At 41.0% G+C, this 7,588-nt stretch carries 8 protein-coding genes; 1 reads left to right on the forward strand and 7 read right to left on the reverse strand.

The genetic code is table 11. The annotated features are described in order from the left end of the window. Nucleotides 1-264: 264 nt before the first annotated feature. Nucleotides 265-966: an NAD-dependent epimerase/dehydratase family protein gene (locus WAZ74_RS06660; protein WP_422307093.1), complete on the reverse strand. Its 702-nt coding sequence runs from the start codon at nt 964-966 to the stop codon at nt 265-267. Between the two features lie 500 nt (nt 967-1,466). Between WAZ74_RS06660 and rpsT the strand changes: the two genes are divergently transcribed. Further along, entirely contained in the window at nt 1,467-1,733 is a 267-nt protein-coding gene (gene rpsT / locus WAZ74_RS06665) for a 30S ribosomal protein S20 (RefSeq protein WP_010200097.1), read from the forward strand. Nucleotides 1,734-1,930: 197 nt separating this feature from the next. Here the strand turns inward: rpsT and WAZ74_RS06670 are convergent, their stop codons facing one another. The 6 genes from WAZ74_RS06670 to rpsA all read right to left on the reverse strand — a co-directional run bounded on the left by WAZ74_RS06670 (nt 1,931) and on the right by rpsA (nt 7,585). Next, nucleotides 1,931-2,767 carry a histidine phosphatase family protein gene (locus WAZ74_RS06670; RefSeq protein WP_422307095.1) on the reverse strand — a complete coding sequence of 279 codons (837 nt, stop codon included), beginning with the start codon at nt 2,765-2,767 and terminating at the stop codon, nt 1,931-1,933. 141 nt (nt 2,768-2,908) lie between these two features. Beyond that, nucleotides 2,909-3,706, reverse strand: a complete 798-nt coding sequence (locus tag WAZ74_RS06675; protein WP_422307097.1) for a metallophosphoesterase — start codon at nt 3,704-3,706, stop codon at nt 2,909-2,911. Between the two features lie 238 nt (nt 3,707-3,944). Beyond that, nucleotides 3,945-4,643: an orotidine-5'-phosphate decarboxylase gene (pyrF, locus tag WAZ74_RS06680; protein ID WP_422307099.1), complete on the reverse strand. Its 699-nt coding sequence runs from the start codon at nt 4,641-4,643 to the stop codon at nt 3,945-3,947. Between the two features lie 72 nt (nt 4,644-4,715). Further along, nucleotides 4,716-5,126 carry a lipopolysaccharide assembly protein LapA domain-containing protein gene (locus WAZ74_RS06685; RefSeq protein WP_422307101.1) on the reverse strand — a complete coding sequence of 137 codons (411 nt, stop codon included), beginning with the start codon at nt 5,124-5,126 and terminating at the stop codon, nt 4,716-4,718. A 114-nt stretch (nt 5,127-5,240) separates the two neighbouring features. Continuing rightward, nucleotides 5,241-5,546 carry an integration host factor subunit beta gene (locus tag WAZ74_RS06690; protein ID WP_422307103.1) on the reverse strand — a complete coding sequence of 102 codons (306 nt, stop codon included), beginning with the start codon at nt 5,544-5,546 and terminating at the stop codon, nt 5,241-5,243. A 350-nt stretch (nt 5,547-5,896) separates the two neighbouring features. Beyond that, nucleotides 5,897-7,585, reverse strand: a complete 1,689-nt coding sequence (rpsA, locus tag WAZ74_RS06695) for a 30S ribosomal protein S1 (RefSeq protein ID WP_422307105.1) — start codon at nt 7,583-7,585, stop codon at nt 5,897-5,899. Nucleotides 7,586-7,588: the final 3 nt, after the last annotated feature.

Raw genomic sequence — 7,588 nt, forward strand, 5'->3', positions numbered from 1 at the left:
TAAATTGGTACGGTGTTAACCTCGCTTGCTGTACAACGGTACTATCTGCGCTCGGTTGCCTTGTACCAACTTTAAACTGCCTCAACTATAGTGAGTTCAGTATAAAAATTCAGCGGGACTGGTATGCCTATCTTTAAACGAGAAGTTTCGCCGCCTCTATCAGCAACGGCACAGCAAGCAAGAAAAATTTATAGCAGTTCCACGTTGGAATATAATGCTTCTATTTTATTCAGAACCTACTATCAGTCATAAGTTATCTAGCGTTTATGGTTTTACTCTGGTCATCGCCAGCATTTGCTTATTTTCGATGATAACCATTTTCCGCATCATAGGCTCAGTGCGATATTTGCTACGTTCATAAATATCATGCGCGCTCATCGCCATCGCACTAGCAACACGCTTAGCAGAAATAGGGTGCAGTGATAATGACTCTGATACTAGAGGTGAAATCAGCTGAAAGGCCTTTTGGCCAATACTCTCTAGTGGACGTCCTTTATGTTTGCCAAGCAACAATGAAGGACGGAAAATCACCATCTGCGCAAAATCTAACGCCATAATAGACTGTTCCGTCTCAGCTTTTACCCGATTGTATAAGAATCGACTGTCAATATCGGCATTCATCGATGACAATAAAAAGAAGTTTTCAACGCCTTTATCTTGGCAAAGTTTGGCAAAGTTTACATTGTAATCATGGTCGATTTTTCGAAAAGCTTCATCGCTGCCAGCCTGCCTTTTTGTAGTACCGAGGCAGCTAAAAGCATCTGTCTTTCGATCAACGCCGACACTAGCAAATATCTCTGCCAAGTTGTCAAAATCATTGACCTGATAAAAACGCATGCTAGTGTTGATATAGCGTGGCGGACGCCTTGCAATCACAATTAACGTGTCATAAAGTTCACTCAGCTGTTTGACAAGATGCTGCCCTACCAGTCCTGTCGCACCAATTACAATTGCTTTTCGCTGCATATCCTATCCACTTATATACGGTTGGAAAATTTATTATGATGAAACGGCTACTTTGGCCGTTCGTCGTTTTAGCATTACACCTAAATAAAGTATCATACCTAAATTAATGCATCACTGACGTTATTCTACAGAGTTTATTGTAAGAGATTTTATCAGCTATAGTCGATTCCCTTTAAAAAATACATTATTACTGCGATAAACACCTCCTATAGGCGCTCTAAAAATCAGTCATCCATGTGATGTCATAACTTCTTTGAGCATTAATCATCAAATATATTGTCCTAAGCTCAATAATTTGCTAAAATATCCGGCTTTACACGTCAACGCTGTTTAATTATTCCAAACAGTTCTGGCGCTTGCGATGATCTATTAATATTAGATACTTTAATATTAGGCATCGATATCATGTTTGACGAGACGGCTGCTCGTCACCGATGATTGTTAAACCCATTATTGCAATCAACATTCATATTTTATCTGTCTTTATCAAGGAGATACGCGTGGCTAATACTGCACAAGCTCGTAAACGCGCCCGTCAAAACACCAAACGTCGTCAGAACTCTGCGTCACAACGCTCTATGGTTCGTACTTACTTAAAACGTGTTGATGCGGCTATCGCAGCCAAAGATTATGATGCGGCTACCGAAGCTTACAAAAAAGCGGTACCAGTTCTAGATCGTATGGCTGACAAAGGTATTATTCATAAGAATAAAGCTGCTCGTCGTAAGAGCCGCCTAAACAAAACAATCAAAGGCCTACAAGCTTAAGATTTTTAGCGTTTAGACCGCATCTCGCTATCATAGCGTGATGACTGAAACCTTGTTACTGGTTCTAATACTGGTACAAGGTTTTTTTATGCCTACTCAAAAACTGAAATTGAAACAGCACAGAAAATTCATTTAAGTAAGTAGGAGGTCAAATAAGTTTGAGGCTATTAAAGCAGCTCATATTTTTATAATTGGTATTAAATCCATTTTACTTCTGGTGGTAATAGTAGTGTGCTGGGGTGAAACCCTGCCGCACGGTAACCCTCTAACAAAGAACGTATCGGCCGAATATATACTTCACCGCGCCAGATAAAATACGCGTTAGCATGCTCAAAAGGCTTGTCATCAAACCACAAAAACACTCCTTCCATCATCTTTGGCCAGTCATTCCAATCAATCTCGATCACATCAAACATCACTGCTAAAAATGCAGACAGCAAGGTATCATGACTGACGGCAAGCATCAAATGCCCATGTTGTGGCTGATTCTGATAAAAAAGCGATAAAATATCAAGACCACCTTGATAGGAATTTTTGGTACCTTCGAGGTTGCCTTGCAAAAATCGGTTGATAAAATTAAGCACGCCAATTTCTTTGAATATTGGATTGGCAATGTCCGGCTCAGTGACCAAGCTGCCGGGCTCAACCAATAAAGACTGATGCGAGACTTCACGCTTTAGTCCTGCTCCCTCTTGCATGAGCTGTGCCGTATCAATACAACGACCGATAGGGCTTGAAATACTATCGACATCGAGTGAATATGGCAAATGTCCTGCCAACCAACGTCCCCAAGACTTCGCCAACACACGACCTTTGGGTGTCAGTGGTAGCTGATAACTGGCAAAACCATTACCGTCAGAGCGTTCACGTAGAGAGTGTCTGGTAAATAGAATCAATCGTTTATCTTCAGGCAGTAAGCTAACCGAAGCAATCATACTCTCAGGTAGGTGTGAGGGCGCTGGCGCACTTGGAGTATGACTCGCAAGTTTCTCAGCGGATAGTTTTGACAAAGAATTGTTAGAATTTCTGCTCATAGCCGTAAGCGTAGCAGATTTTTTGATAAGAATGAATAAAATATCCATTCAGTTTTTATATAAGTCGACATTATTATGACTAAATTTATTAGGAAAAGTAGGGCACGTCAAGGAACTCATGACGCCAATAACAGAAATAACTTAACCGATATCGATCACTCTATCCCAAGCAAACTCCAAAGCCGTACTACTCACTTCATTGGGATAAGCCCGCGGATTGACAATCACACGTGTTTTACCAATACGATAGTCAAATGCTTCATGCGTATGACCATGTACCCAGAGTGCTGGTGCCCAATCTTTATGCATCCACTCAGATAAGTCGCTGATAAAAGCGGCGTTACTCGGCAAATCTGCATATTTTTCAGACACCGATAATGGGCTGATACTATGATGACTCATTACGATCGTCTTTTTGCCAAGTGCTTTTGCTGTGACCAACGCTTGCTGAAGCCATTGGCGCTGCTCAGCATGAATCTGCATCGAAATCTCAGGCGAAAACAGCTCATTACCAGCATAGATTTGCTTATAGTCACGCATAAAGCGTCTAGCAGCAGACATGGTATCCTCATTGGCTTGATACTGATAGTCCGTCCACAATGTACAACCTAAGATTCGTACTTCACCAATATCCATATGTTGACACTGTAGTACTCTAACACCTTGCTTTAACTCATCACTATAATTGTCCCACGTCGCTAACTTCTCATCAAAATGTAGTACGTCTTCATTAAAATACTCATGATTACCAGATATCGTAATCAGCGGCACTTGTAAGCGTGCGGCTTGCGCTTGTAGCCACGGCATACCGCTATCACTATTGGCTGTGTCTCCTGCTACTAGCACCACGTCCGCATCAGTCTTAGGGATATGCCCTATCGGATGCGACTGACGAGCATAACTATCAATATGTAAGTCACTTAAAATCTGTAATTTCATATTATCCAATATTGTCTAAAGACACTGTTTTCAAGGGTTTAAGTGGCAAGCAAAGCGATTGCAAGTATTATTTATGCATTGTAAGCTAAACGAGTTTGGCTTAGCCAATCGTATTTTTGGATCTGATATTAAGGCGTCGGTATAAGCCTTAGTAGTGTAGCACTTTTTTATTAATCAACAAAAAGTAAAAAGACAGCGGATTAGGCTGCCTTTCTCATTGTTTTTTCAATATAAGACGTTAAATACTTTGGAGTATTTTTTGTAGTTTAGCAGCAGGATCAGCTGCTTGAGTAATCGAACGACCAATAACCAGATAGTCTGAGCCATCACTTAAGGCTTGTTTTGGCGTACAAATACGCTTTTGATCATCAGCATTGTCTTCCAGCAAACGAATACCCGGCGTCACAAGCTTGAAGTCATTACCACATAACGATTTAAGTACTTTGGCTTCTTGTGCTGAGCAAACGACGCCGTCAAGACCTGCCTGTTTGGTCAATTGTGCTAATCGACTCACTTGGACATCCAAACCATCAACGACACCCGTTTGCATCAGTGCCTGATTATCCATCGAGGTTAGAACCGTCACTGCAATCAGTAATGTTTCAAAACCACCTTCTAATAAACGCTGCTTGGCCAGTGACATTGCCTCTAGACCGGCGCTTGCATGGACATTGACCATCCATACACCAAGCTCTGCGGCTGCTAATACTGCTTGCGCGGTCGTGTTAGGAATATCATGAAACTTTAAGTCCAAAAAAACGTCAAAACCACGCTGATGTAGTGCCTTAACGATTGCAGGTCCACAGCGAGTAAATAGCTCTTTACCTACTTTTAATCGACACAATGTAGGGTCTAGTTGGTCAGCTAACGCTAAAGATGCCTCCATAGTCATATTATCTAATGCAACTATCACTGGAGAATGGATCGTATTATTCATCGTTATGCCATTTTATATCAAGTTTATCAAATTATTATGTCTAGCCGTCTCGACCACATATTCATTATTGAATCAATAGTCGCGTTTTTTCTTGGTTAAGGTCGAACCTGTGTCTAAATTATGGGCGGTGTCTTCATGTACATTAGTAGCCGTTGCTCCATAGACCGCTTCATCCACCGTTGGAGCATTTGCTTGACGGTCAATAACGATATTTGCTTGTGTCAATTGCTCCTGCAAATTTGCATTTGCTTTTTGTAGACGCGAGATTTCCCATTTATTCTGTAATACACGAAATATGAGTAATGCCAATAAGATACCAATGACCACACCAAGTATGAGGCAAAGAATCAGTAGCAATCCTAAGTTCATTGTAGGTGCTTGCGAGAACAGTAGGTTTACACCTATTTCAGTATTATTTGCTAATACCAAACCAAGCGCATACGCAAAGCTTAAGAACAGTAAAACAAACAGTAAAAATCGCATAAGATGTATACCTCGGTTTGGCGCATCATGAATATATCAAAAACTGAATTATAGCAAGAGCAGTTGTAAAGTTACTGTAAAATATTTTATTTCATCAATAATTTATGACTACTTTTAACTATTTGCAACTTTATCATTGACTGCTTCACGTAAGGCCTTACCTGGCTTAAAATGTGGAATGGCTTTAGCAGGAACAGGGACGCTTTCCCCTGTTTTAGGGTTGCGACCCATGCGCGCACGGCGGTGATGTAGACAAAAACTGCCAAACCCTCGAACCTCTACTCGCCCATCATTGGCTAAAGTATGAGTCATCAGATTTAATATTTCACGCACTGCGTCATCGACCACCGTATCAGCCATATTGTCACAGTTCGCACTCAGATTACTAATAAATTCAGACTTATTAATCGTTTGTTGCATTATTACGCTTGCCTTGTCGATTGATGGATAAGATGATTATGAATCAAACCGTTGTCTTCAATCCATACTTTGAAACAATGACTTTTCAACTGCTATGCTCAATATGACCATTGCCGTCGTAAGGACAAAAAACTTACTGTTAAATAATAAGCTCTTATATTTAACATCTATTGATTCACATCTCGTTACTCAATGTTGCAAATGATAACGGATATTGGAGCAAATAGGAATAAGAGTTTGCCGATTTGATTAAAAACCTTGATGATCAACACCTTTATCAAAATGTAACCATAAAAAAAAGCGACCGGAGTCGCTTTTCTTATATTACTTTTATATCAATATCTTAACGATTACTGCATTTGCTCTTTGATCAAATCGCCAATCGTTTTTGGCTGGGCGTCAGAACCTGAAGCAGCAGTAGTGCTTGTGCTACCCAAGTCTTTAATCGCTTGACGCTCTTCCGCTTCGTCTTTCGCTTTGATAGACAAGTTGATATTGCGTGTTTTACGGTCAACACTGATGATCTTAGCTTCAACATCATCACCAACGCTCAAATGCTTAGTCGCATCTTCAACACGGTCACGTTGAATTTCAGAAGCACGTAGATAAGCTTCAACTTCATCAGCAAGCTCAATAGTAGCGCCTTTAGCATCTACTTCTTTTACTTTACCATTAACGATAGCACCACGGTCATTGTTGACTAGGTATTCATTAAATGGATCAGAGCTTAACTGCTTAACACCTAGGCTAATACGGTTTGCTTCAGCATCTACAGACAGTACCATTGCTTCAACGGTGTCGCCTTTGTTGTAGTTACGGATAGCGTCTTCGCCAGTTTCGTTCCAAGAGATATCAGATAGATGAACCAGACCATCAATACCACCGTCTAGACCGATAAAGATACCGAAGTCAGTGATTGATTTGATCGTACCAGTGATTTTATCACCGCGCTCATGTTTCTTATCAAACTCATCCCATGGATTAGCTAAAGTCTGTTTGATACCTAGGCTGATACGACGACGTTCTTCGTCGATATCCAGAATCATAACTTCAACTTCATCGCCCACTTGAACAACTTTTGATGGGTGGATGTTTTTGTTGGTATGATCCATTTCTGATACGTGAACTAGACCTTCGATGCCTTCAGAGATCTCAGCGAAACAACCATAATCAGTCAAGTTGGTGACGCGTGCTTTTACAACGCTACCTACTGGATAAGTACCGCCAACGTTGTCCCAAGGATCAGTACCAAGTTGTTTTAGACCTAGGCTAACGCGATTGCGTTCACGGTCAAACTTCAATACTTTAACTTTCAAGTCTTGGCCAACTTCAACAACTTCAGATGGATGCTTGATACGGCGCCATGCCATATCAGTGATGTGCAATAGACCATCAATACCACCAAGATCAACGAACGCACCGTAATCAGTTAGGTTCTTAACGATACCTTCGATTTCAATACCTTCTTCAAGCTTGTTTAATAGCTCTTCGCGCTCAGCTGAATTCTCAGCTTCCATAACTGCACGGCGGCTAACAACAACATTGTTGCGCTTTTGGTCAAGCTTAATAACTTTAAACTCAAGCTCTTTGCCTTCAAGGTGTGTCGTATCGCGGATAGGACGTACATCTACCAATGAACCTGGTAGGAACGCACGTACTGAACCGATATCTACGGTAAAGCCGCCTTTAACTTTGCTTGAGATAATACCTTTTACGATCTCATTATTATCAGAGATTTTTTCAAGGATATTCCAAGTTTCAACGCGTTTGGCTTTTTCGCGTGACAGTAAGGTTTGACCCATACCGTTATCAACCGCTTCAACCACGACATCAACACTATCGCCAACTTCAACTTCAAGTTCGCCTTCTTCGCTTAAAAACTCTTCACGAGCGACGATACCTTCAGATTTTAGACCAGTATCAACAGTGATCCAGTCGTTATCGATGGCGACAACAGTACCAGTGATAACCGAGCCACGCTCGATATCCAGACCTGTTTCTTCGATGCTCGCTTCAAATAGTTCAGCAAATGATTCCATTAT

This window comes from Psychrobacter sp., assembly GCF_049295055.1.
GTDB lineage: Bacteria > Pseudomonadota > Gammaproteobacteria > Pseudomonadales > Moraxellaceae > Psychrobacter.